At 60.0% G+C, this 22485-nt stretch carries 19 protein-coding genes; 16 read left to right on the top strand and 3 right to left on the bottom strand.

The window, feature by feature from the left end; translation table 11 throughout:
- The first annotated feature begins 28 nt into the window (after nt 1-28).
- The 5 genes from QR290_RS06905 (at nt 29) to QR290_RS06885 (ending at nt 6664) form a co-directional block, all read left to right on the top strand.
- Nucleotides 29-2731, top strand: coding sequence for a [protein-PII] uridylyltransferase (locus QR290_RS06905; RefSeq protein WP_115076716.1), 2703 nt, complete (start codon nt 29-31; stop codon nt 2729-2731).
- Nucleotides 2732-2774: 43 nt separating this feature from the next.
- The gene (gene dapC / locus QR290_RS06900; RefSeq protein ID WP_289204594.1) at nt 2775-3974 is read left to right on the top strand and encodes a succinyldiaminopimelate transaminase; all 1200 of its coding nucleotides are present in this window, start codon (nt 2775-2777) and stop codon (nt 3972-3974) included.
- 158 nt (nt 3975-4132) lie between these two features.
- Nucleotides 4133-4861, top strand: a complete 729-nt coding sequence (locus tag QR290_RS06895; RefSeq protein ID WP_115076714.1) for a M12 family metallopeptidase — start codon at nt 4133-4135, stop codon at nt 4859-4861.
- 215 nt (nt 4862-5076) lie between these two features.
- Nucleotides 5077-5811, top strand: a complete 735-nt coding sequence (locus tag QR290_RS06890) for a M12 family metallopeptidase (protein WP_115076713.1) — start codon at nt 5077-5079, stop codon at nt 5809-5811.
- Nucleotides 5812-5989: 178 nt separating this feature from the next.
- Nucleotides 5990-6664: a hypothetical protein gene (locus tag QR290_RS06885; RefSeq protein ID WP_289205273.1), complete on the top strand. Its 675-nt coding sequence runs from the start codon at nt 5990-5992 to the stop codon at nt 6662-6664.
- Between the two features lie 25 nt (nt 6665-6689).
- Here the strand turns inward: QR290_RS06885 and QR290_RS06880 are convergent, their stop codons facing one another.
- Nucleotides 6690-8321: a Na+/H+ antiporter gene (locus QR290_RS06880; protein WP_289204593.1), complete on the bottom strand. Its 1632-nt coding sequence runs from the start codon at nt 8319-8321 to the stop codon at nt 6690-6692.
- A 181-nt stretch (nt 8322-8502) separates the two neighbouring features.
- Here QR290_RS06880 and QR290_RS06875 point away from each other — a divergent pair, with 181 nt between their 5' ends.
- The 4 genes from QR290_RS06875 to QR290_RS06860 all read left to right on the top strand — a co-directional run bounded on the left by QR290_RS06875 (nt 8503) and on the right by QR290_RS06860 (nt 11686).
- Complete coding sequence (locus QR290_RS06875; protein ID WP_003222107.1) at nt 8503-8865, top strand: ArsC family reductase; 363 nt, start codon at nt 8503-8505, stop codon at nt 8863-8865.
- Nucleotides 8866-8896: 31 nt separating this feature from the next.
- Complete coding sequence (gene dapD / locus QR290_RS06870) at nt 8897-9931, top strand: 2,3,4,5-tetrahydropyridine-2,6-dicarboxylate N-succinyltransferase (RefSeq protein ID WP_007954762.1); 1035 nt, start codon at nt 8897-8899, stop codon at nt 9929-9931.
- 148 nt (nt 9932-10079) lie between these two features.
- Entirely contained in the window at nt 10080-11285 is a 1206-nt protein-coding gene (locus tag QR290_RS06865; protein WP_289204592.1) for an aminotransferase class V-fold PLP-dependent enzyme, read from the top strand.
- The gene (locus QR290_RS06860) at nt 11282-11686 is read left to right on the top strand and encodes a SufE family protein (RefSeq protein WP_289204591.1); all 405 of its coding nucleotides are present in this window, start codon (nt 11282-11284) and stop codon (nt 11684-11686) included. The genes QR290_RS06865 and QR290_RS06860 overlap by 4 nt, the downstream gene beginning before the upstream one ends.
- 118 nt (nt 11687-11804) lie before the next feature.
- Here the strand turns inward: QR290_RS06860 and tcdA are convergent, their stop codons facing one another.
- Nucleotides 11805-12623 (bottom strand): tRNA cyclic N6-threonylcarbamoyladenosine(37) synthase TcdA, encoded by an 819-nt coding sequence (gene tcdA, locus QR290_RS06855; protein WP_095138344.1) that lies wholly within the window; start codon nt 12621-12623, stop codon nt 11805-11807.
- A 274-nt stretch (nt 12624-12897) separates the two neighbouring features.
- Between tcdA and QR290_RS06850 the strand changes: the two genes are divergently transcribed.
- From QR290_RS06850 to QR290_RS06835, 4 genes are all read left to right on the top strand, one after another.
- Nucleotides 12898-15489: a glycosyltransferase gene (locus QR290_RS06850; RefSeq protein WP_115076706.1), complete on the top strand. Its 2592-nt coding sequence runs from the start codon at nt 12898-12900 to the stop codon at nt 15487-15489.
- A gap of 254 nt (nt 15490-15743) precedes the next feature.
- The gene (dapE, locus tag QR290_RS06845; RefSeq protein ID WP_007954755.1) at nt 15744-16895 is read left to right on the top strand and encodes a succinyl-diaminopimelate desuccinylase; all 1152 of its coding nucleotides are present in this window, start codon (nt 15744-15746) and stop codon (nt 16893-16895) included.
- Entirely contained in the window at nt 16895-17704 is an 810-nt protein-coding gene (locus QR290_RS06840; protein ID WP_289204590.1) for a putative RNA methyltransferase, read from the top strand. Before dapE ends, QR290_RS06840 begins: the two co-directional genes overlap by 1 nt.
- Before the next feature lie 75 nt (nt 17705-17779).
- A complete protein-coding gene (locus QR290_RS06835) occupies nt 17780-18157 on the top strand; it encodes a hypothetical protein (RefSeq protein WP_085605197.1) in 378 nt (125 codons plus the stop codon).
- A gap of 135 nt (nt 18158-18292) precedes the next feature.
- On the opposite strand, the gene QR290_RS06830 is transcribed toward QR290_RS06835, so the two are convergent.
- Nucleotides 18293-18502 (bottom strand): cold shock domain-containing protein, encoded by a 210-nt coding sequence (locus QR290_RS06830; protein ID WP_007954750.1) that lies wholly within the window; start codon nt 18500-18502, stop codon nt 18293-18295.
- Nucleotides 18503-18739: 237 nt separating this feature from the next.
- On the opposite strand from QR290_RS06830, the gene plsB reads away from it, so the two are divergent.
- The 3 genes from plsB (at nt 18740) to QR290_RS06815 (ending at nt 22461) form a co-directional block, all read left to right on the top strand.
- Nucleotides 18740-21238 carry a glycerol-3-phosphate 1-O-acyltransferase PlsB gene (plsB, locus tag QR290_RS06825; protein ID WP_115076703.1) on the top strand — a complete coding sequence of 833 codons (2499 nt, stop codon included), beginning with the start codon at nt 18740-18742 and terminating at the stop codon, nt 21236-21238.
- A 92-nt stretch (nt 21239-21330) separates the two neighbouring features.
- On the top strand, nt 21331-22017 hold the full coding sequence (locus QR290_RS06820; protein WP_115076702.1) for a hypothetical protein: 687 nt from the start codon (nt 21331-21333) through the stop codon (nt 22015-22017).
- A gap of 45 nt (nt 22018-22062) precedes the next feature.
- Nucleotides 22063-22461: a YbaY family lipoprotein gene (locus QR290_RS06815; protein ID WP_289204589.1), complete on the top strand. Its 399-nt coding sequence runs from the start codon at nt 22063-22065 to the stop codon at nt 22459-22461.
- Nucleotides 22462-22485 lie beyond the last annotated feature (24 nt).

Genomic DNA, 22485 nt, shown 5'->3' with positions numbered 1-22485 from the left:
TCCCAGCCTATAGAAGGAAAGCCAATCGATGCCGCAGGTGGATCCCGAACTCTTCGACCGCGGCCAGTTCCAGGCTGAACTGGCCCTGAAAGCGAGTCCCATCGCGGCGTTCAAGAAGGCGATCCGCCAGGCCCGCGAAGTGCTCGATGCACGTTTTCGGGCCGGTCGTGATATCCGTCGGTTGATCGAAGACCGGGCGTGGTTCGTCGACAACATCCTGCAAAAGGCCTGGGACCAGTTCGACTGGAGCGAAGACGCCGATATCGCGCTGGTCGCGGTCGGCGGCTACGGTCGCGGTGAGCTGCACCCGTACTCAGATATCGACCTGCTGATCCTGCTGGACAGCGCCGACCACGAAATCTTCCGCGATTCCATCGAGCGTTTTCTGACGCTGCTGTGGGACATTGGCCTGGAAGTCGGTCAGAGCGTTCGTTCGGTCGACGAATGCGCCGAAGAGGCCCGCGCCGACCTGACGGTGGTCACCAACCTGATGGAAAGCCGCACCATCTGCGGCCCCGAGCGCCTGCGCCAGCGCATGCTCGATGTCACCAGCACCGCACATATGTGGCCGAGCAAGGATTTCTTCCTGGCCAAACGCGCCGAGCAGAAGGCCCGCCACCACAAGTACAACGACACCGAATACAACCTGGAACCCAACGTCAAAGGCTCGCCCGGCGGACTAAGGGATATCCAGACGATTCTGTGGGTGGCCCGTCGTCAGTACGGCACCCTGAACCTGCGCGCCCTGGCCGGTGAAGGGTTTCTGGTCGAGAGTGAAAACGCGCTGCTGGCCTCCTCCCAGGAATTCCTCTGGAAAGTGCGTTACGCGTTGCACATGCTCGCCGGTCGCGCCGAAGACCGCCTGCTGTTCGATCACCAGCGCACCATTGCCGGGCTGCTGGGTTTTGAAGGCGACGACGCCAAACAGGCCGTCGAAAACTTCATGCAGCAGTATTTCCGGGTGGTGATGAGCATTGCCCAACTCAGCGACCTGATCATCCAGCACTTCGAGGAAGTCATCCTCGCCCCGGAAGACGAAGCGCCGCCGCAGCCGATCAACTCGCGTTTCCAGCTGCACGACGGCTACATCGAGGCACGCAACGACAACGTGTTCCGCCGCACGCCGTTCGCCATGCTCGAGATCTTCGTGCTGATGGCCCAGCAGCCGGAGATCAAAGGCGTACGCGCCGACACCATTCGCCTGCTGCGGGAAAACCGTCACCTGATCGACGACAACTTCCGCAACGACATCCGCAACACCAGCCTGTTCATCGAGCTGTTCAAGTGCAAGATCGGCATCCACCGCAACCTGCGGCGGATGAACCGTTACGGCATTCTCGGGCGTTATCTGCCGGAGTTCGGCTTCATCGTCGGGCAGATGCAGCATGACCTGTTCCACATCTATACGGTCGATGCGCACACGCTGAATCTGATCAAACACCTGCGCAAATTGCAGTACACCCAGGTGTCGGAGAAATTCCCGCTGGCCGCCAAGCTCATGGCGAAACTGCCCAAGCCTGAACTCATTTATATGGCGGGCCTGTATCACGACATCGGCAAGGGCCGGCATGGCGACCACTCGGAGATCGGCGCGGTCGATGCCGAGGCGTTCTGCCAGCGCCACCAACTGCCGGTGTGGGACAGTCGCCTGATCGTCTGGCTGGTGCAGAACCACCTGGTGATGTCGACCACCGCCCAGCGCAAGGACCTGTCCGACCCGCAGGTAATCCATGACTTCGCGCTGGCGGTCGGTGACGAAACCCGTCTCGACTACCTGTACGTGTTGACCGTGGCCGACATCAACGCGACCAACCCGACCCTGTGGAACTCGTGGCGTGCCAGCCTGTTGCGCCAGCTCTACACCGAAACCAAGCGTGCCCTGCGCCGTGGCCTGGAAAACCCGGTGGATCGCGAAGAGCAGATCCGCCAGACCCAAAGCGCAGCGCTGGACATTCTGGTGCGCGGCGGCACCGATCCGGATGACGTCGAGCAATTGTGGGCGCAACTGGGCGACGACTACTTCCTGCGCCACACCGCGGGCGACGTGGCCTGGCACACCGACGCCATCCTCCAGCAACCGGCCGACGGCGGTCCGCTGGTGCTGATCAAGGAAACCACCCAGCGCGAGTTCGAGGGCGGCACGCAGATCTTCATCTATGCGCCGGACCAGCACGACTTCTTCGCCGTGACCGTGGCCGCGATGGACCAGCTCAACCTGAACATTCACGACGCCCGGGTCATCACGTCCAGCAGCCAGTTCACCCTCGACACCTACATCGTGCTCGATACCGATGGCGACTCGATCGGCGACAATCCGGTGCGGGTCAAACAGATTCGCGACGGCCTGACCGAAGCCCTGCGCAACCCGGCCGACTACCCGACGATCATCCAGCGCCGGGTGCCGCGCCAGCTCAAGCATTTCGCGTTCGCCCCGCAGGTGACGATCCACAACGATGCCCAGCGCCCAGTGACGGTGCTGGAACTCACCGCTCCGGATCGCCCAGGCCTGCTGGCACGGGTCGGCGGGATTTTCCTCGAGTTCGATCTGTCGCTGCAGAACGCCAAGATCGCCACCCTGGGCGAGCGCGTGGAAGACGTGTTCTTCATCACCGACGCCCACAATCAACCGCTGTCCGACCCGCTGCTGTGCAGCCGCTTGCAGGATGCCATCGTCGAACAGCTGAGCGTCAATCAGGAACCCGATATCAAACTGTCGCGCATCAGCATTTGATTGCGCGCCCGGATTCAACCGCTTTGCACGAGATCCCGCACCGATGAACAACGCTCTGTCCCAGCTTCAGCCCTACCCGTTCGAAAAGCTCCGCGCCCTGCTCGGCAGCGTCACGCCAAACCCGGACAAGCGACCGATCGCGCTGTCCATTGGCGAACCGAAGCATCGCTCGCCAAGCTTTGTCGCCGAGGCGCTGGCGAACAATCTGGATCAGCTGGCGGTGTACCCGACCACCCTCGGCATTCCGGCTCTACGCGAAGCCATTGCCGCCTGGTGCGAGCGTCGCTTCAGCGTGCCGAGCGGCTGGATCGACCCGGCGCGCAACGTGCTGCCGGTCAACGGCACCCGTGAAGCGCTGTTCGCCTTCACCCAGACCGTGGTCAACCGTGGCGATGACGCCTTGGTCGTCAGCCCGAACCCGTTCTACCAGATCTACGAAGGTGCGGCGTTCCTCGCCGGTGCCAAGCCGCATTACCTGCCGTGCCTGGACGAGAACGGCTTCAACCCGGATTTCGACGCCGTATCGCCGGACATCTGGAAACGCTGCCAGATCCTGTTCCTGTGCTCGCCGGGCAACCCGACCGGTGCGCTGATTCCGGTCGACGTGCTGAAAAAGCTGATCGCCCTGGCCGACGAATACGACTTCGTGATCGCCGCCGATGAGTGCTACAGCGAGCTGTACTTCGACGAACAGACCCCGCCGCCGGGCCTGCTCAGCGCTTGCGTCGAACTGGGCCGCAAGGACTTCAAGCGTTGCGTGGTGTTCCACAGCCTGTCCAAGCGCTCTAACCTGCCGGGCCTGCGCTCCGGTTTCGTCGCCGGCGATGCCGACATCCTCAAGGGCTTCCTGCTGTATCGCACCTACCACGGTTGCGCGATGCCGGTTCAGACCCAACTGGCCAGCGTCGCCGCGTGGAATGACGAAGTGCATGTACGCGCCAACCGTGCGTTGTATCGCGAGAAGTTCGACGCTGTGCTGGCGATCCTCAGCCCGGTGATGGATGTGCAGCGCCCCGATGGCAGCTTCTACCTGTGGCCGAATGTGCAAGGCGATGATGCTGCGTTCTGCCGGGATCTGTTTGCCGAAGAGCACGTGACCGTGGTGCCGGGTTCGTACCTGTCGCGGGACGTCGATGGTGTCAATCCGGGCGCCGGGCGCGTGCGCATGGCGCTGGTTGCACCGCTGGCGGAATGTGTGGAAGCGGCCGAGCGTATCCGCAGCTTTATAACTCGTAAAAAATAAAGCGAGCCATGTCTGCACTGTGCAATACAGTGCAGACTTTCCTCTAGAGCAACAGCAACTGACAAATACCAACTTTACGCCTCTAAAACTTCAAACTAACCTCCGAACAGAACCTTCAACCCTCATTAATTACATGAGTTCTGACACGGAGAATAACAATGCCTTACCAGCCGCCCTGTAAAACCATAAATAACTTTGATGAACAAGCATCTTACGATGCAGCCATTATTGAAAACCCTGCCAATGCAATCACTTCTTCCAGCGGAGGCAGAACAAAGCGCGCTGTCGCCACACATAGTAAATTCTGGGCCAGCCACAGGACGCTTAAAATCGCTTTTCTCAACCCGCCCTCCGAAGCACACCGCCAAGCTGCAATAGCAGCCATCAAGCAATGGCAACCCTCCGTCAACCTGACACTGGAGTTCGTGAGCGATACTGAAGGTGATATCAGAATTACCATGGAAGCAACTTCGGACTATTCAGCCATTGGCACCGACGCCACGCTGCGCGGCCCCGGCGAGAATACGATGAATATCGGCACCGATCTGACGCATCCCGGATTCGAAAGCGCCGTTTTGCATGAGTTCGGCCATGCTCTCGGGATGGAACACGAACACCAGCATCCCGAATCCAATATTCCATGGAACAAACCATTCATGTACCACTACTACTTGACCAGACATAACTGGCCAAAAGAACAAGTTGACCATAACTTCTTTAGAACACTGGATACAACAACCACAAAAACCAATCCATACGACCCAAAATCAATCATGCATTATGCAGTTCACACCGACATGACACTGGGAGATTTTTCGATCGCAAAAAATACAACCATCAGCCAAAACGATCGTCGACTGATGCGCAGAATATATCCAAAACAGTGAGACCACTTACCTACAAAAGTCACACCCCAGCCGCGCTGAAAATCCGAAAAGTCAATTGCTCCACTTCTTTCAGAATCAGATCACCGGCTTTTTATATCTGCTTACAGACACCCTAACCATGCACCACCCGTTGCAATCGCTCAGACGTCAATTTTGAACAGCGCAACCTGCGGCGCTTGAAAACCTCCCCTTGAACTTCATGGAAGAAGCAAACAATGGACGAACTCACAGACTGCCAGCTCATCCAGTGGCCCGACGATCAAGCGGCTTACACCGTAGCGGTGAATGAGCGTCCGGCCAACAGCCACGCCGGAACCGCTACCGGCACTCGCCGCAAGCGCTCTATCCTCAATTACTCAAAGCTTTGGGCCAACGGCCGCACACTGAAAATCGCCTTCATGGATGAGCCCGATACCGATCACAAGACCAGGATCATCAACGCTGCCAGCCAGTGGTTGCCGTACATCAACCTCACGTTTGAATTCGTCGATGACCGGCAAGGCGACATACGCATCGCCACTAAAAACAATGACAACAGTTCGATGCTGGGCACCGATGCACTTCTGATTCATCCCGACCATCCGACAATGAACCTGGGTGTCGCGCCGGACCACGCCGACTTCGAGGTCATCGTAATGCACGAGTTCGGCCATGCACTGGGCGCCATGCATGAACATCAGCACCCGCAAGCCAATATTCCATGGGACAAACCCAAGGTGTACGCGTTTTATCAGAATCGGGAAATGAATCCGCTGACCCGCGAACAGGTCGACTACAACCTGTTCGCGTCCTTTGATACCCAGGATGCGCTTTATATCGCCTACGACAGGCGCTCGATCATGCATCACCCGGTATCGAACGACCTGACAATCGGCAACTGGGAAGTTCCGACAAACCGCAAGATCAGCAAAAAAGACAAACAGTTGATGAAGCTGCTTTATCCAAAATAAACCGGACACTTCAAACGCAAAGCTCGCCAGGCGCAACGCCTGGCGAATTTCAACTGAAACACACCGCCTTACATCAAACAACTTTCACACACTCGCAAACCTCACTAACTTCTTCACTACCCGAATACATCGTATTCCGAAGCCCTTTAGTTATTCCTACAAGCAAGGACAATTGAACATGAATCAAACACCTATCGAATCAAGCCGTAAAAAACGCGCGGCCGGCAAACCAGCCCACTTCTGGACGCCGGGCCAGACGTTGCGCATCGCCTTCCTGAGTGGCGATCAGGCGTTCAAGGATGCTGTTAAAGCGGCAGCGAGCAACTGGTTACCTCACATCAATCTGAAGTTCGATTTTGTCGAAGGAGAGTCGGGGGATATTCGTATTCAATGCGACCCCGGCGTTTACTGGTCGGTCATCGGTAACAACGCACTACTGTTTGAAGAGCCGGAACCCACCATGAGGCTGTCGCCGGATCTGCGATTTCCCGCATTTTTCGCCGCCAATGTGATGCATGAGTTCGGGCATGCACTGGGTGCCGAACATGAGCACCTGCACCCGGAGTCGAACATTCCCTGGAACAAGCCTGCGGTTTACGACGCACACGACGTAGACGAAGACGCCGATGAAGACAGTTACGCACGCCAATCTGTCGATGAGCGTTACTTCAACCTTCTAGATGCCAGCGACTTCGATTATTCACCGTACGATCCGAAATCGATCATGCATTACGCCGTGCGTCAGAGCTGGACTCACGGCGACTTCAAGATTGATCTGAATATGGTGCTCAGTGAAAAGGACAAGGCGTTCATGGCAAAGATCTATCCTTACGCTGATGCGCAAACGGCGTAACCGGTGCGGGCACGAATTACCGTAATTATTTGACCTGCCCCAGGTTGGCCTCACTCAAGTCCAGCTCGCCCAAAACTTCCCTCAGCACGTCATCACCAATCTGGTGCTGCCGGCTGAGGCTGTACAACTCAAGGCGTTGCGCACGCAGCGCCTTGAGTCGCAGACGGCGCTCCAGCAGATCCATCTGGAACGCCAGCGCCTGAGCTTCGGCCGAGTCGTTGAAGACCTCCAGTTGATGGCGATACTCGGACATGATTCGCGCCTTGAGCTCGGCCGCCAGTGCGGCTTGCGCGGCATCTTGCGGGTTGACCTCTTCGGTTTCCAGCGCATGAATCGCTGCTTCCGCGGTCTTGCGCCAGGCGTCACGCACTTCCTGACGACGCTTGTCATCCGGGCTCTTTTCGATGCCGCGCAACAGCAACGGCAGCGCGATACACGCCACCACCAGCGACAACAGGATCACCCCGTCGGCGATGAAGATCATCAGGTCGCGCTCGGGAAACGTCTCTCCCCCCATCAGCATCGGCACCGACATCACGCCCGCCAGGGTCACCGCTCCGCGCACGCCACCGACGGTCAGCAGCCAGCAGGAACGGGCGGTCGGCACTTGCGTCAGATCACCCTTGCCGCGCAGACGGCGCAACAGCACCGACAAACGCCAGATGCTCTGCACCCAGATAAAGCGCAGCAGCACCAGCGCCAGAAAGATCGCCACCACATCGAGGCAGCGATAGAACAGGGTCGGCCATAGCGACGTCTCGTGGCTGACCACCGCTTTAACGATGTCCGGCAATTGCAGGCCGAGCAGCAGAAAGATCAGACCGTTGAAGGCGAACTCCAGCAGCGACCAGACACTGCGATTGAGCAATCGGGTGCTGGTCTGGCGCGGCAGCAGATCGAGCCAGCTCTGCATCATCCCCGCCGCCACCGCCGAAAGAATGCCCGACGCGCCAAGCCGTTCGGCCAGCACGTAAGCAGCGAATGGCAGCAGCAACATGAACACCACGTGAGTCGCCGGATCGTCCCAGCCCCGGGCGATCATCCAGGCGCGCAACCGGCCGACCAGCCAGCTCAGCGCCACACCGACCGCCAGCCCGCCGACCGCCACCAGCACGAAGGTCAGGCTGGCATTGGCCAGGGAAAATGCACCGGTTACCGCCGCTACCAGCGCGAATTTGAACGTCACCAGACCCGAGGCATCGTTCATCAACGCCTCGCCCTGCAACATGTGCATCAGCGGCGTGGGCAAGCGGTTCTGCGAAATCGCCGAGACCGCCACGGCGTCGGTCGGCGACAGCACCGCCGCCAGCGCGAAGGCCACCGGCAAGGGAATCGTCGGCAGCAACCAGTGAATGAAGTAACCGGCCCCGACCACGGTAAACAGCACCAACCCTACCGCCAGCGTCAGCACCGGCCCGCGCAGGCGCCACAGTTCACGCTTGGGCATGCGCCAGCCATCGGAAAACAGCAGCGGCGGCAGGAACAGAAACAGGAACAGTTCGGGATCAAGGGCCACGTGCAGGCCGAGGGTCGGCCAGGCCAGCAGGGCGCCGGCGGCGATCTGTACCAATGGCAATGGCAGCGGAATCACCCGTCCCACCAGACGCGAGACACTGACCAGCATCAGCAGGATCAGGACGGTATAAGCGGTTTGCATAAAGCGGAAATCCCGGACAATCGACAGCGTTGAACTGCCATATTAGCCGCTTAGGCTGTGGCTGACCGTTGCACCTATGTCGCAGGGCCCATAGCAAAAGCAACCTCGGCGCCGCGAAACCGTCTGGTCATGGCATAATCCGACACCATTTTTTTCCAGCACCTGTAAAGGGGGCAATTCCTTGACCGTTTCAAGCAAAACGTTGCACCTTTTCGGCATCAAAGCCTGCGACACCATGAAAAAGGCGCGCACCTGGCTCGATGAACACGCTGTCAGCTATGACTTCCACGATTACAAGACCGCCGGCATCGACCGTGAGCACCTGACCCAATGGTGCGACGAGCATGGCTGGCAAACGGTGTTGAACCGCGCAGGCACGACCTTTCGCAAACTCGACGACGAACGCAAAGCCGATCTCGACCAGTCGAAAGCCATCGAACTGATGCTCGCTCAACCCTCGATGATCAAGCGCCCGGTGCTCGATCTCGGTGACCGAACCCTGATTGGCTTCAAGCCAGATATCTACGCGGCTGCGCTCAAGTAAGCAGCCCGTCACTTTTTGTAGAGGTATTCACATGTCCAACTCCCTGTTCAGTATTGCCTTCGGTGTCGGCACCCAGAACCGTCAAGGCGCTTGGCTGGAAGTGTTCTACGCCCAGCCGCTGTTGAATCCTTCGGCCGAACTGGTCGCCGCTGTTGCACCGATCCTCGGCTACACCGAAGGCAACCAGGCCATCACTTTCACCACCGCACAAGCCGCCCAACTGGCTGAAGCCGTGAAAGGCATCGACGCGGTACAAGGCAAGCTGCTGACCCGTCTGGCTGAAAGCCACAAGCCGCTGGTCGCCACCCTGCTGGCCGAAGACGCTCAGCTGACCTCGACCCCTGAGGCTTACCTGAAGCTGCACCTGCTGTCCCATCGTCTGGTCAAGCCGCACGGCGTGAGCCTGGCCGGGATCTTCCCGCTGCTGCCAAACGTGGCCTGGACCAGCCAGGGCGCCATCGACCTGAGCGAACTGGCCGAGTTGCAACTCGAAGCCCGTCTGCGCGGCGAGCTGCTGGAAGTGTTCTCGGTGGACAAGTTCCCGAAAATGACCGACTACGTGGTACCGGCCGGCGTGCGTATCGCTGACGCTGCACGTCTGCGTCTGGGTGCCTACGTGGGTGAAGGCACCACCGTGATGCACGAAGGTTTCATCAACTTCAACGCCGGCACCGAAGGCCCGGGCATGATCGAAGGCCGCGTCTCCGCTGGCGTATTCGTCGGCAAGGGTTCGGACCTGGGCGGCGGCTGCTCGACCATGGGCACCCTGTCGGGCGGCGGCAACATCGTGATCAAGGTCGGCGAAGGCTGCCTGATCGGCGCCAACGCCGGTATCGGCATCCCATTGGGCGACCGCAACACCGTCGAGTCGGGCCTGTACGTGACCGCCGGCACCAAGGTCGCACTGCTGGACGAGCACAACAACCTGGTCAAAGTGGTCAAGGCCCGTGAACTGGCCGGTCAGACCGACCTGCTGTTCCGTCGTAATTCGGAAACCGGCGCTGTGGAATGCAAGACCCACAAATCGGCGATCGAACTGAACGAAGCGCTGCACGCTCACAACTAAGCGCCGCTGTGACCTCCTGTGGGAGCGGGCTTGCTCGCGAAGACGGTGTGTCAGCCACCCTTGATTTCGACTGACACGACGCATTCGCGAGCAAGCCCGCTTCCACAAGGTTCGGTGTACACCCGCCCAAGTTCACAGGGCTGAACAGATGATGATTCCCTCCCCCTGGCGCGCCGATTTCCCGGCTATCGCCGCCCTGCAACGGCAAGACCAGACTTACCTGGACAACGCCGCCACCACGCAAAAACCCCAGGCCCTGCTCGACGCGCTGGCGCATTACTACGCCAATGGCGCAGCCAATGTGCATCGCGCCCAGCATCTGCCCGGCGCCCACGCTACGCAGGCGTTCGAGGACAGCCGCCTGAAGGTTGCCCAGTGGCTGAATGCCGGTGACAGCGGGCAGATCATCTTCACCCACGGCGCCACCAGTGCGCTGAATCTCCTGGCTTATGGCCTGGAACATCTTTTCCATCCGGGCGATGAAATTGTCATCAGCGCCTTGGAGCATCACGCCAACCTGCTGCCGTGGCAGCAACTGTCACAACGTCGCGACCTGAAACTGGTGATCCTGCCGCTGGACGATGACGGCGTGATCGACCTCGCCGCCGCCGTTCACCTGATCGGCCCGCGTACTCGCCTGCTGGCAGTCAGTCAGTTGTCCAACGTGCTCGGTGCCTGGCAACCGCTGCCGGCATTGTTGGCGATGGCCAAGGCGCACAACGCGCTGACCGTGGTCGATGGCGCCCAAGGCGTGGTCCATGGCCGGCATGACGTGCAGGCGCTGGGTTGCGACTTTTACGTGTTTTCCAGCCACAAGCTGTACGGCCCCGATGGCCTCGGCGTGCTGTTCGGGCGCAACGAAGCGCTCGAGCAACTGCGCCCGTGGCAGTTCGGTGGCGAGATGGTGCTGGAAGCCAATTATCACGACGCGCGTTTCCGCCCTGCCCCACTGGGCTTCGAGGCCGGAACGCCGCCGATTGCCAGCGTGATCGGCCTTGGCGCGACCCTAGACTATCTCGCCGGTCTGGATCAGGACGCGGTGTCCGCCCACGAAGCAGCACTGCACGATTACCTGTTACGTGGCCTCGCCGCCCGTAATGGCATTCGTCTGTTGGGCAAGCCGCAACTGGCGCTGGCCAGTTTTGTCGTCGAAGGCGTGCACAACGCCGATCTTGCGCATCTGCTGACCGAACAAGGCATCGCCGTACGCGCCGGGCATCATTGCGCGATGCCGCTGCTCAAGCGTTTTGAGCTGGCCGGGGCGATTCGTGTGTCGCTGGCGCTGTACAACGATTCCGAGGACCTGGAGCATTTTTTTGAAGCGCTGGATCATGCGCTGGAGTTGTTGCGATGAGCCTGCCGGTCGAAGCCGCCGAAGCGCTGCAAACGTTTCAGAACGCTGCCGGTTGGGAACAACGGGCGCGGCTGTTGATGCAGTTCGGTGATCGCCTGCCGCCGTTGAGCGATGCAGACAAGTGCGAGGCCAATCGGGTACACGGCTGTGAAAGTCAGGTGTGGCTGGTCGGTGAATTGTGCGACGGCCACTGGCAGTTCGCGGCGAGCAGCGATGCGCGGATGATTCGCGGGTTGGTGGCGTTGTTGCTGTTGCGGGTCAACGGCTTGAATGCTGAAGAATTGCAGCAGCTGGATCTGCCGGACTGGTTCAATCAACTGGGGTTGTCGCGACAGCTGTCGCCATCGCGCAGCAATGGCCTGAATGCCGTGCTCAAGCGGATGAATGAGCTGGCCGGCTAACCGCCATCGCTGGCAAGCCAGCTCCCACATTGGAAGTTGGTGCTGCATAGAACGTGTGTTCACTGAACATCAACTGTGGGAGCTGGCTTGCCAGCGATGAGGCCATCAGCCGCACAGGTCAAACCTGAGGCTTGACCCGATCCGCCGGGCGCCGAACACCCGCCACAATCTTGTCCACGGCCTTCGTCGCCGCGACCATGCCGAACGTCGCCGTCACCATCATCACCGCACCAAATCCACCAGCGCAGTCCAGCTTCACGCCATCGCCGACAAAACTCTTCTGCAGGCAAATGCTGCCGTCCGGTTTCGGATAGCGCAGCTGTTCGGTGGAGAACACGCACGGCACGCTGTAGTGACGGGTCACGGTACGCGAGAAGCCGTAGTCACGGCGCAGGGTCGAGCGCACTTTCGAGGCCAGCGGATCGTTGAAGGTGCGGTTGAGATCGCAGACCTGAATCAGCGTCGGATCGATCTGCCCGCCGGCGCCGCCGGTGGTGATGATCTGGATCTTGCGCCGTTTGCACCAGGCGATCAGCGCGGCTTTCGCGTTAACGGCGTCGATGCAGTCGATGACGCAATCGATGTTCGGCGTGATGTATTCGGCCATGGTGTCGCGGGTAACGAAGTCCGCCACGGCGTGCACCTTGCAGTCCGGATTGATCCCGCGCAGACGCTCGGCCATCACCTCGACCTTGGGCTTGCCGACGGTGCTGTCCAGCGCGTGCAACTGGCGGTTGGCGTTGCTGACGCAGACGTCGTCGAGGTCGAACAGCGAAATCTCGCCCACCCCGCAACGGGCCATCGCTTCCGCCGCCCAGGAACCGACGCCGCCAACGCCGACAATCGCCACGTGGGCTGCACGCAGGCGCTCGAGCCCCTCGATGCCATACAAACGGGCGATGCCTGCAAACCGCGGATCTTCTGTACTCATGACCATTACCCTAAAAACCGGCGCGCATTATAGGGCCGTCGGCGGCCAAGAGCATCTTTGCGCTATGAACGGCGAGCGCGCCTGCTTTAATTAAACCTGCACGTAACAAAGATTTGTCTTACACGCTGAAACGAAAGAACTTAAGTCGGGTTGGATTGCCCAACATCCGGCATTTCCCTGTCTCTTGTAGGACTCAGCGAACTGCCGGTGTAGGATGCGCGCCCTCTTGGCGTCAACCAGCCGACCCTTCGTTCCACAGCCTTTGGAACCCGACACAGCTATGTCATCGCGTAAATTTGGACTCAACCTGGTGGTGGTTCTGGCAATCGCCGCCCTGTTCACCGGTTTCTGGGCGCTGATCAACCGTCCCGTCTCCGCGCCGAACTGGCCGGAGCAGATCTCCGGTTTCTCCTATTCACCGTTCCAGCAGGGACAGTTCCCACAGAAGGATCAGTATCCGTCCGACGATGAAATGCGCCGCGACCTGGAGATCATGAGCAAGCTGACGGACAACATCCGCATCTACTCGGTCGACGGCTCCCTGCAGGACATCCCGAAGTTGGCGGAAGAATTCGGCCTGCGCGTGACCCTGGGGATCTGGATCAGCCCCGATCAGGAACGCAATGAACGCGAGATCGCTAAAGCCATCGAACTGGCCAACTCTTCACGCAGTGTGGTTCGCGTGGTAGTTGGCAACGAAGCATTGTTCCGGGAGGAAATCACGCCTGAGGCACTGATCGTCCTGCTGGATCGTGTCCGTGCTGCGGTGAAGGTGCCGGTCACCACCTCCGAGCAGTGGCATATCTGGGAGAAATACCCGCAACTGGCCAAGCACGTCGACCTGATCGCCGCGCACATCCTGCCTTACTGGGAGTTCATTCCGGTAGACAAGGCCGGGCAGTTCGTTTTCGACCGCGCCCGCGACCTGAAAAAAATGTTCCCGAAAAAGCCGCTGCTGCTGTCCGAAGTGGGCTGGCCGAGCAATGGCCGTATGCGCGGTGGCGCCGATGCATCGCCGGCGGATCAGGCGATCTACCTGCGCACACTGGTCAACAAACTCAACCGCCAGGGCTTCAACTACTTCGTGATCGAAGCGTTTGACCAGCCGTGGAAGGCCAGTGACGAAGGTTCGGTCGGCGCTTACTGGGGTGTGTTCAACGCCGCGCGCCAGCAGAAATTCAACTTCGAAGGCCCGGTGGTGGCGATCCCGCAATGGCGCGTGCTGGCCATCGGTTCGGTGGTGCTGGCGCTCTTGTCGCTGACCCTGCTGATGATCGACGGCTCGGCCCTGCGTCAGCGCGGTCGTACCTTCCTGACCTTTATCGCGTTCCTGTGCGGATCGGTGCTGGTGTGGATCGGTTACGACTACAGCCAGCAATACAGCACGTGGTTCAGCCTGACCGTGGGCTTCCTGCTGGCGCTCGGTGCGCTCGGGGTGTTCATCGTGCTGCTGACCGAGGCCCACGAACTGGCCGAAGCGGTGTGGATTCACAAGCGTCGCCGTGAATTTCTGCCGGTGGTCGGCGATTCCGATTACCGCCCGAAAGTCTCGATCCACGTGCCCTGCTACAACGAGCCGCCGGAGATGGTCAAACAGACCCTCAACGCCCTGGCCAACCTCGACTATCCGGACTTCGAAGTCCTGATCATCGACAACAACACCAAGGACCCGGCGGTCTGGGAACCGGTGCGCGACTATTGCGAAACCCTCGGCCCGCGCTTCAAGTTCTTCCACGTCTCGCCCCTGGCCGGCTTCAAGGGCGGTGCGCTGAACTACCTGATCCCGCACACCGCCAAGGACGCCGAAGTGATCGCGGTGATCGACTCCGACTACTGCGTGCACCCGAACTGGCTCAAGCACATGGTGCCGCACTTCGCCGACCCGAAAATCGCCGTGGTGCAGTCGCCGCAGGACTATCGCGACCAGAACGAAAGCACCTTCAAGAAGCTCTGCTACGCCGAATACAAAGGCTTCTTCCACATCGGCATGGTCACCCGCAACGACCGCGACGCGATCATCCAGCACGGCACCATGACCATGACCCGTCGCTCGGTGCTCGAAGAACTGGGCTGGGCCGACTGGTGCATCTGTGAAGACGCCGAACTCGGTCTGCGGGTATTCGAGAAAGGCCTGTCGGCGGCGTATTACCACGACAGTTACGGCAAGGGTCTGATGCCGGACACCTTCATCGACTTCAAGAAGCAGCGTTTCCGCTGGGCCTACGGTGCGATCCAGATCATCAAGCGTCACACCCGCAGCCTGCTGCGCGGCAAGGACACCGAGCTGACGCGCGGCCAGCGTTACCACTTCCTCGCGGGCTGGCTGCCGTGGGTGGCGGACGGCATGAATATCTTCTTCACCGTCGGCGCGCTGCTGTGGTCGGCGGCGATGATCATCGTGCCGCAACGGGTCGATCCGCCGCTGCTGATCTTCGCGATCCCGCCGCTGGCGCTGTTCGTGTTCAAGGTCGGCAAGATCATCTTCCTGTACCGTCGCGCGGTGGGCGTGAACCTCAAGGATGCATTCTGCGCGGCATTGGCCGGTCTGGCGTTGTCGCACACCATCGCCAAAGCGGTGCTGTACGGCTTCTTCACCAGCAGCATTCCGTTCTTCCGCACCCCGAAAAACGCCGACAACCATGGCTTCTGGGTGGCGATTTCCGAGGCCCGGGAAGAGTTGTTCATCATGTTGCTGTTATGGGGCGCGGCGCTGGGGATTTTCCTGGTGCAAGGCATTCCGAGCAACGACATGCGCTTCTGGGTGGCCATGCTGCTGGTGCAGTCGCTGCCGTACGTGGCGGCGCTGATCATGGCGTTCCTGTCGTCGCTGCCAAAACCTTCGGCGGCGCCTGAACCGGCACCGGTGGTCTAATTCCTCGACGAAGCACTAAACGGCGGCCAATGGTCGCCGTTTTGCTTTAAGATAACCGCCATTTTGCGGGGCTTGGCGTGATATCCGGTCTGACTGACTGGACTGTATCCCTGTGGGAGCGGGCTTGCTCGCGAAGGCTTTGTAACATTCAACATCTATGTTGGCTGATGAATTGCCTTCGCGAGCAAGTCGAAGCGTCGAACCGCCGCTCCCACATTTAGTCCGCGCCCACATTCATGACTTCGGAGTTTTCCATGACGGCCCACGCCGACCTTTCGCCGACCCTCCAACTCGCCATCGACCTGATCCGCCGTCCGTCCGTGACGCCGGTCGACGCCGATTGCCAGAAGCAGATGATGCAGCGCCTGGGCGATGCCGGTTTCCAGCTGGAACCGATGCGCATCGAAGATGTGGATAACTTCTGGGCGACTCACGGTAAAGGCGACGGCCCGGTGCTGTGCTTCGCCGGTCACACCGACGTGGTGCCGACCGGCCCGGTGACCGCCTGGCAGATCGACCCGTTCAATGCGGTAATCGACGAACACGGCATGCTCTGCGGCCGTGGCGCGGCGGACATGAAAGGCAGCCTGGCTTCGATGACCGTGGCGGCCGAGCGTTTTGTCGCCGACTACCCGGATCACAAGGGCAAGGTCGCGTTCCTGATCACCAGCGACGAAGAAGGTCCGGCGCATCACGGCACCAAGGCTGTGGTCGAGCGTCTGGCAGCCCGTAACGAGCGTCTGGACTGGTGCATCGTCGGCGAACCGTCGAGCACCACGCTGGTGGGCGACGTGGTGAAGAACGGCCGTCGCGGCTCCCTCGGCGCCAAACTGACCGTACGCGGTGTGCAGGGCCACGTGGCTTATCCGCATCTGGCGAAGAACCCGATCCACCTCGCTGCCCCGGCTCTGGCCGAATTGGCCGCCGAGCATTGGGATCACGGCAACGACTTCTTCCCGCCGACCAGTTTCCAGATTTCCAACGTCAATTCCGGCACCGGCGCGACCAACGTGATTCCGGGCGATCTGGTGGCGTTGTTCAACTTCCGCTTCTCCACCGAATCGACGGTCGAAGGCCTGCAGAAACGCGTCGCCGACATCCTCGACAAGCACGGCCTGGACTGGCACATCGATTGGGCGCTGTCCGGTCTGCCGTTCCTCACCGAGCCGGGCGCGCTGCTCGACGCGGTGTCGTCGAGCATCAAGCAGATCACCGGCCGCGAGACCAAGGCGTCCACCAGCGGCGGCACCTCCGACGGTCGTTTCATCGCGACCATGGGCACGCAAGTGGTTGAATTGGGCCCGGTCAACGCGACCATCCACCAGGTCAACGAGCGCGTGCTGGCGGCCGATCTCGACGTGCTGACCGAGATCTACTACCAGACCCTGATCAAGTTGCTCGCCTGATGCTCGCGTGCCCGATCTGCAGTGAACCGCTGAACGCGGTGGACAACGGCGTGGTCTGCCCCGCCGGCCACCGCTTCGACCGTGCGCGTCAGGGTTACCTGAACCTGCTGCCGGTGCAGCACAAGAACAGCCGCGATCCCGGCGACAACCAGGCCATGGTCGAGGCCCGCCGCGACTTCCTGAACGCCGGCCATTACGCGCCGGTGGCCAAACGTCTGGCGGAGCTGGCGGCGAGTTATGCGCCGGCACGCTGGGTCGATATCGGTTGTGGCGAGGGTTACTACACCGCGCAGATCGCCGAGGCCGTGCCGGATGCTGACGGTTACGCGCTGGACATCTCGAAAGAAGCGGTCAAACGCGCCTGCAAACGCAATCCTTCGCTGACGTGGTTGATTGCGAGCATGGCCCGTGTGCCATTGGCTTCCGGCAGCTGCCAGTTTCTGGCCAGTGTCTTCAGCCCGCTGGACTGGGAAGAAGCCAAACGCCTGCTCAGCGTTGGCGGCGGCCTGATGAAAGTCGGCCCGACCAGCGGCCACCTGATGGAACTGCGTGAACGCCTGTACGACGAAGTACGCGAGTACACCGACGACAAGCATCTGGCCCTGGTGCCGGAAGGCATGGCGCTGGCGCACAGTGAAACCCTGGAATTCAAGCTGACGCTGGACAAGCCCGAGGATCGCGCCAATCTGCTGGCGATGACACCCCACGGCTGGCGCGCCAGTGCCGAGCGCCGCGCGGCGGTGATCGAACAGCCCGAGCCGTTCGTGACCACTGTCTCGATGCGCTACGATTATTTCGTTCTTCAATAACTTTTGGTCTCGGGCAACGACCCGGGGCCGGCTAAATCCGCGAATGGATTTTTCAGACCCGCAGTGAGGATATCCATGCGCCAACCGGACATCGAGATTTACCTGAAAGACGCCGACGTCGACCACAAGGCCATTTCCGCCTGGCTGGGCGCAGCCCTTGGCCCGTGCAGCGACTGGGTGCAGAAAGGCCAGACATACAAGTGCAAGGCCGGCAACATCCCGGTGACCTGGCTGCCGAAAGCCGTGGGCAAGTGGAACAGCCTGTACCTGGAAAGCGATGCGACCCCATGGGACGACGACATCGCCTGCGCCCGCGCAGCCTTTGCCGCGCTGAACGTCGAAGTGCGCTGCGCGCCGGGGACGTGGGTCGAGGAAGAAGGCGAGGAGACGGCGGATCGCTGGATTCGCATCAGCGAAGATGGTGAAGAAGAGATCACCTGGAAAACTGCGTAACAGACAATGCACAAAACCTGTGGGAGCGAGCTTGCTCGCGATTGCGGTCGGACATTCAACATCAATGTTGACTGAAAGGGCCCCATCGCGAGCAAGCTCGCTCCCACAGTGTTTTTGGTGTCCTGAAGATTTGCGTTACAGGCCTACAACGTCTTCAGCCTGCAAGCCCTTCTGCCCTTCCACCACCGCGTATTCAACCTGCTGACCCTCGGTCAGCGAACGGTGGCCTTCGCCGCGGATCGCGCGGTAGTGCACGAACACGTCCACCCCGTCTTCGCGCTGAATGAAGCCGTAGCCCTTGGCGTCGTTGAACCACTTCACGTTGCCGGTCTCACGTGTTGCCATCTGTTCATACTCCTTTTTTATTATTGAACAGGCTTTTCGCAGGAAAGCCTTTGCGGAACGTCAGCCTGCGTCCGACGTCCATAAAAGGGCCCCGGCGACAGACCGCCGAGTATATGACAGGCGGCAAAACTCTCAACAGGAGATTACTTCGCCGCTTTTTTGCCGATTTTCCATGAATCCGGCACACTATCGACCGCCCGAGCAAACGCTCGGTTTATCCACTCACGCAGAAGCCGTATGACCCGTTCCCCGTTCCGCCGTCTTGTGTTTGGCACCTTGCGCCGACTGTTGTATCTCTGGGTTCGCTCCGAGACGATCAACCAGTCGTCGTTCACCCTCAACCTCGACCGCAGTCGCCCGGTGTTCTACGTCCTGCAAAACCCATCGCTGACTGATCTGGCGGTGGTCGACACCGAGTGCACCAAGGCCGGCCTGCCGCGCCCGGTGCTGCCGGTGTCCGTGGGTTCGCTGATCGAACCGGCGGCGTTCTTCTACCTGACGCCGGACCCGGACTGGCTCGGCCGCCAGGACAAACGCGGCGCACCGCCGACCCTGACCCGACTGGTCAGCGCCCTCAGCCAGAACGCTGCCGAAGATGCGCAGATCATTCCGGTCAGCGTGTTCTGGGGCCAGTCGCCGGACAGCGAGAACAGCCCGTGGAAACTACTGTTCGCCGACAGCTGGGCCGTCACCGGGCGCCTGCGTCGGCTGCTGAGCATCATGATTCTGGGCCGCAAGACCCGCGTGCAATTCTCCGCGCCGATCCACCTGCGCGAACTGATCGAACACAACAAGGGCCACGAGCGCACCGTGCGCATGGCCCAGCGGATCCTGCGGGTGCACTTCCGCAATCTGAAAGCTGCGGTGATCGGCCCGGACATTTCCCACCGCCGTAACCTCGTCAAAGGCCTGCTTAACCAGCCGCTGGTCAAGCAAGCGATCCTCGACGAAGCCGAGCGCGAAAACATCTCCCCGGAAAAAGCCAAGGCCCAGGCTCTGCGCTACGGCAATGAGATCGCCTCGGACTACACCTACACCGCGATCCGTTTTCTGGAAGTGGTGTTGAGCTGGTTCTGGAACAAGATCTACGACGGGATCAAGGTCAACCACATCGAAGGCGTGCAGAAGGTCGCCCAGGGTCACGAAGTGATCTACGTGCCGTGCCACCGCAGCCACATCGACTACCTGCTGCTGTCGTACTTGCTGTTCCGCAACGGCCTGACCCCGCCGCACATCGCCGCCGGCATCAACCTGAACATGCCGGTGATCGGCAGTCTGCTGCGCCGTGGCGGTGCGTTCTTCATGCGCCGTACGTTCAAGGGCAATCCGCTGTACACCTCGGTGTTCAACGAATACCTGCACACCCTGTTCACCAAAGGTTTCCCGGTCGAATACTTCGTCGAGGGCGGTCGCTCCCGCACCGGGCGCATGCTGCAACCGAAAACCGGGATGCTCGCGATCACCATGCGCAGCTTCCTGCGTTCGTCGCGGATGCCGATCGTGTTCGTACCGGTGTACATCGGTTACGAGCGCGTACTTGAAGGTCGTACCTACCTCGGCGAACTGCGCGGCGCGAGCAAGAAGAAAGAATCGATCTTCGACATCTTCAAAGTCATCGGCGCGCTCAAGCAGCGCTTCGGCCAGGTGGCGGTGAACTTCGGCGAGCCGATCAAACTCGCAGAATTCCTCGACAGCGAACAGCCGGACTGGCGCCAGCAGGAACTTGGCCCGCAGTACAAACCGGCGTGGCTCAACGAAACCACCAACCGCCTCGGCGAGAAGGTCGCACAGCACCTGAACGAAGCGGCGGCGATCAACCCGGTCAATCTGGTGGCGCTGGCGCTGCTGTCGACCACCCGCCTGGCGCTGGATGATCGGGCCATGGCGCGAGTGCTGGATCTGTATCTGGCGTTGCTGCGCAAAGTCCCGTACTCGCCACACACCACCTTGCCGGAAGGCGATGGTCGAGCGCTGATCGAACACGTGAAGGACATGAATCTGCTGTCCGAGCAGAACGATGCGCTGGGCAAGATTCTGTACCTGGACGAGCAGAATGCCGTCCTGATGACCTACTACCGCAACAACGTGCTGCACATCTTCGCCCTGCCGGCGTTGCTCGCGAGCTTCTTCCAGAGTGCATCGCGCATGAGCCGCGAACAGATCCTGCGCTACACCCGCGCGCTGTATCCGTACCTGCAATCGGAACTGTTCATCCGCTGGACCCTGGACGAACTGGATGCGGTGATCGATCAGTGGCTTGAAGCGTTCGTCGAACAAGGCCTGCTGCGCTTCGAGAAAGATGTGTACCTGCGCCCGGCACCGAGCTCGCGGCATTTCGTGTTGTTGACTCTGCTGTCGAAGAGCATCGCCCAGACCCTGCAACGCTTCTACATGACCGTGTCGCTGCTGCTCAACGCAGGCCAGAACACCATCAGCGCCGAAGAACTGGAAGACCTTTGCACAGTCATGGCCCAGCGCCTGTCGATCCTGCATGGTCTGAACGCACCGGAGTTCTTCGACAAGAGCCTGTTCCGTCACTTCATCCAGACCCTGCTCGACCTCGACGTGCTGCGTCGCGACGAAGCGGGCAAGCTGAGCTACCACGAACTGCTCGGTGAACTGGCCGAGGGCGCGGCCAAACGGGTGTTGCCGGCGGAGATTCGCCTGTCGATCCGTCAGGTGGCGTTGCATCGCAGTGAAGATGCGGCGGAAACAGCAACGACCCCAGACATCTGAAACTTGAAGACAACTAACTGGCAGACCGGATTGTTTTCCAGTTAGTTGTTTTATGAATTAATGGGCTCTTTTGTATCGATAAGGAAATCGAGATGAGCCTGTTAAACGAGTCCCCTCAGTACATAACCGTAACCTTCAGTTTTCCACCAGAGTTCCGTGCCCCTCTCGACGGAAATAATGAAACCGTTGTCGATGTTCAAGTGATCAATGCCCGGCAAACGATAAAGATCAAACACTGGAAATCAGCTGCAATTGCCGATGGCCCGTGGAATTTCAGTTTTCCCCATCGATACAGCAATATCAGCGTCAAATACCGCGTCAACCTCCAGTTGTTTCACGACGGAAAACCCTTGTTGCTGGAACAGGATCACTTCGTCATTGTTCATCAGGTTCCGCACCGCCAGACGCTGCATGTGAGCCCGATCGGGTACCTGTACGTAGAAGTGCAAGAGCCCGAGATGATCCCGGCCGATCAGGCAATCACCATCAGCCTGCATGAAAACGACAGTCCGGAAGTCGAGCTTGCGCGCGTTTCCCATGATGAAGAAACCGCCACTTCGTTTTATCTCAAATATGATCCAGAGCATGTCGTACCCGGCAAACGCTATGCACTGACAAGCATAGAAAACAGGTACCACCAACAACTTTCAAATTCACCCGGACTTGTCGAGCTAGTTCCCCCCTCACGCGCCTATCGGTCAGGTTTATTACAGACCCTCTATCACAAGCTGAATCAACCGTTACGTTTGTTCACTGATTCATTACGCAAAATCCGCTAGATTTCCTTGGGCGCCCCTCCGGCGCCCAAGTCTTTTGAGGTCCCCATGAAAAAACTTTCTCTTCTCGCCGCCGCCACATTGTTGAGCGCCTGCCAGTCCACGACTCCAAGCGGCAAAGCGAGCCTCGATGGCGAAGTGTTCTACCTGCAACGCATCGCCCTGCCGCCAAGTGCGACCTTGAGCGTGAGCCTGCAGGACGTTTCGCTGGCCGACACTCCGGCTGTCGTGCTCGACGAACAGAAAGGCCCGGTCAAAGGCCAGGTGCCACTGCCGTTCCACTTGAGCTACGATCCTGCCCAGGTCAAACCCGGCCACCGCTACTCGGTCAGCGCACGCATCGAAGTCAACGGCGAGTTGATGTTCATCACCACCGAAAACCATGCCGTACAGCTTGATGGCAAGGATCCGCAGCCGCTGAAGATCCGCGTCGACGCTGCCCGCTAACGCTCTTATCCAATAAGGAAGCCT

Origin of the sequence: Pseudomonas fluorescens (assembly GCF_030344995.1) — a bacterium.
Classification (GTDB): Bacteria; Pseudomonadota; Gammaproteobacteria; order Pseudomonadales; family Pseudomonadaceae; genus Aquipseudomonas; species Aquipseudomonas fluorescens_BF.
Note: the sequence above shows the minus strand (reverse complement) of the source record. Positions and strands in the feature narration are given on the sequence as shown.

What these genes read in the sequence shown, in the direction of transcription:
- QR290_RS06905 (WP_115076716.1), top strand. Translation starts at nt 29, where the DNA reads ATGCCGCAGGTGGATCCCGAACTCTTCGACCGCGGCCAGTTCCAGGCT.
- dapC (WP_289204594.1), top strand. Translation starts at nt 2,775, where the DNA reads ATGAACAACGCTCTGTCCCAGCTTCAGCCCTACCCGTTCGAAAAGCTC.
- QR290_RS06895 (WP_115076714.1), top strand. Translation starts at nt 4,133, where the DNA reads ATGCCTTACCAGCCGCCCTGTAAAACCATAAATAACTTTGATGAACAA.
- QR290_RS06890 (WP_115076713.1), top strand. Translation starts at nt 5,077, where the DNA reads ATGGACGAACTCACAGACTGCCAGCTCATCCAGTGGCCCGACGATCAA.
- QR290_RS06885 (WP_289205273.1), top strand. Translation starts at nt 5,990, where the DNA reads ATGAATCAAACACCTATCGAATCAAGCCGTAAAAAACGCGCGGCCGGC.
- QR290_RS06880 (WP_289204593.1), bottom strand. Translation starts at nt 8,321, where the DNA reads ATGCAAACCGCTTATACCGTCCTGATCCTGCTGATGCTGGTCAGTGTC.
- dapD (WP_007954762.1), top strand. Translation starts at nt 8,897, where the DNA reads ATGTCCAACTCCCTGTTCAGTATTGCCTTCGGTGTCGGCACCCAGAAC.
- QR290_RS06865 (WP_289204592.1), top strand. Translation starts at nt 10,080, where the DNA reads ATGATGATTCCCTCCCCCTGGCGCGCCGATTTCCCGGCTATCGCCGCC.
- QR290_RS06860 (WP_289204591.1), top strand. Translation starts at nt 11,282, where the DNA reads ATGAGCCTGCCGGTCGAAGCCGCCGAAGCGCTGCAAACGTTTCAGAAC.
- tcdA (WP_095138344.1), bottom strand. Translation starts at nt 12,623, where the DNA reads ATGGTCATGAGTACAGAAGATCCGCGGTTTGCAGGCATCGCCCGTTTG.
- QR290_RS06850 (WP_115076706.1), top strand. Translation starts at nt 12,898, where the DNA reads ATGTCATCGCGTAAATTTGGACTCAACCTGGTGGTGGTTCTGGCAATC.
- dapE (WP_007954755.1), top strand. Translation starts at nt 15,744, where the DNA reads ATGACGGCCCACGCCGACCTTTCGCCGACCCTCCAACTCGCCATCGAC.
- QR290_RS06840 (WP_289204590.1), top strand. Translation starts at nt 16,895, where the DNA reads ATGCTCGCGTGCCCGATCTGCAGTGAACCGCTGAACGCGGTGGACAAC.
- QR290_RS06835 (WP_085605197.1), top strand. Translation starts at nt 17,780, where the DNA reads ATGCGCCAACCGGACATCGAGATTTACCTGAAAGACGCCGACGTCGAC.
- QR290_RS06830 (WP_007954750.1), bottom strand. Translation starts at nt 18,502, where the DNA reads ATGGCAACACGTGAGACCGGCAACGTGAAGTGGTTCAACGACGCCAAG.
- plsB (WP_115076703.1), top strand. Translation starts at nt 18,740, where the DNA reads ATGACCCGTTCCCCGTTCCGCCGTCTTGTGTTTGGCACCTTGCGCCGA.
- QR290_RS06820 (WP_115076702.1), top strand. Translation starts at nt 21,331, where the DNA reads ATGAGCCTGTTAAACGAGTCCCCTCAGTACATAACCGTAACCTTCAGT.
- QR290_RS06815 (WP_289204589.1), top strand. Translation starts at nt 22,063, where the DNA reads ATGAAAAAACTTTCTCTTCTCGCCGCCGCCACATTGTTGAGCGCCTGC.